Annotated in this window: 1 protein-coding gene and 2 pseudogenes; all 3 read left to right on the top strand. The window is 72.1% G+C overall.

Translation table 11 applies throughout. The features are described from left to right. Positions 1–129: pseudogene (locus ACWCXH_RS39970) on the top strand (roadblock/LC7 domain-containing protein); the annotation flags it as partial. A 162-nt stretch (positions 130–291) separates the two neighbouring features. After that, a complete protein-coding gene (locus ACWCXH_RS39965; protein WP_449806426.1) occupies positions 292–972 on the top strand; it encodes a DUF742 domain-containing protein in 681 nt (226 codons plus the stop codon). Continuing rightward, positions 953–1,113, top strand: a pseudogene (locus ACWCXH_RS39960) (ATP/GTP-binding protein); the annotation flags it as partial. The gene ACWCXH_RS39965 and the pseudogene ACWCXH_RS39960, both read left to right, overlap by 20 nt.

The following is a 1,113-nucleotide window of genomic DNA, read 5'->3' as shown; positions in this document are numbered from 1 at the left end:
GCCGTCCTGGCCTCCCCCGACTCCGACATCGGCCTCGTCGGCTACGAGATGGCCCTGCTCGTCGACCGCGCAGGCGCCGTCCTCACCCCCGCTCTTCGCGCGGAACTCCAGGGCAGTCTCCTGCACTGACGGTTCGTCGGATACCGTCCAGGTATTCGAAGTACCTCCGCGTCCTTCCCGGGCCCGCTTCGGCGGGCTCGGGTTCGGACGTTGTACGGCCTTCGCACCACCGGCTCCGGACCTGCGCCGAAGCTCGCACCGCAACCGCCGCACCCTGTGAGGAGAGGAACCGTGACACCGCCCGACGACCGCAGCGGCCAGTACGGTGGCGTTCCGTACCCTGGCACGGGCCATGACGCATTCGGAGCACCCGGCGTCGGCCACGGTCAGCAGTACGGCCGGCCGCAGTTCGGCCAGGAGTACGGCCAACAGCCGTACGGCCAGCCGCAGGAGCACTACGGCCAGTACGGCCGGCCTGCCCAGCACGGCCAGTACGCCGCCCAGCCGCAGCCCTCGTACGACGTACCCCCGCCCGGCTACCCGGTGCCACCGGCCGAGCCCGGCCCCGCACCCGGCCTACAGCCGGCCCAGGACCCCGGGCACGTCGAGGAGTTGGAGGACGAGCCGGACGCGGGCCCGCTGATCCGGCCGTTCGCGATGACCGGCGGTCGCACCCGGCCACGCTACGAGCTCGCCCTGGAGGCGCTCGTCTCCGCCGACGTGGACCCGCAGCGCCTGGCCACCCTGCTCCCCGAGCACCAGCGGATCTGCACGCTGTGCACGGAGGTCAAGTCCGTCGCCGAGGTGTCGGCGCTGCTCTCCCTTCCGCTGGGAGTCGCCCGCATCCTCGTGGCCGACCTGGCCGAGGCCGGCCTCGTCGCCATCCACCAGCCCGCTTCCGGAGGCGAATCCGGAAACCAGCCCGACGTCACGCTGCTCGAAAGGGTCCTCAGTGGACTTCGCAAGCTCTAACGCGGCCGCCCCCACCCGCGCCACCACCTCCGCGAAGATCGTCGTCGCGGGCGGCTTCGGTGTCGGCAAGACCACGCTCGTCGGCGCCGTCTCCGAGATCAACCCCCTGCGCACCGAAGCCGTCATGACCTCGGCCTCCGC

The sequence above is a fragment of the Kitasatospora sp. NPDC001660 genome (assembly GCF_053596725.1).
Note: the sequence above shows the minus strand (reverse complement) of the source record. Positions and strands in the feature narration are given on the sequence as shown.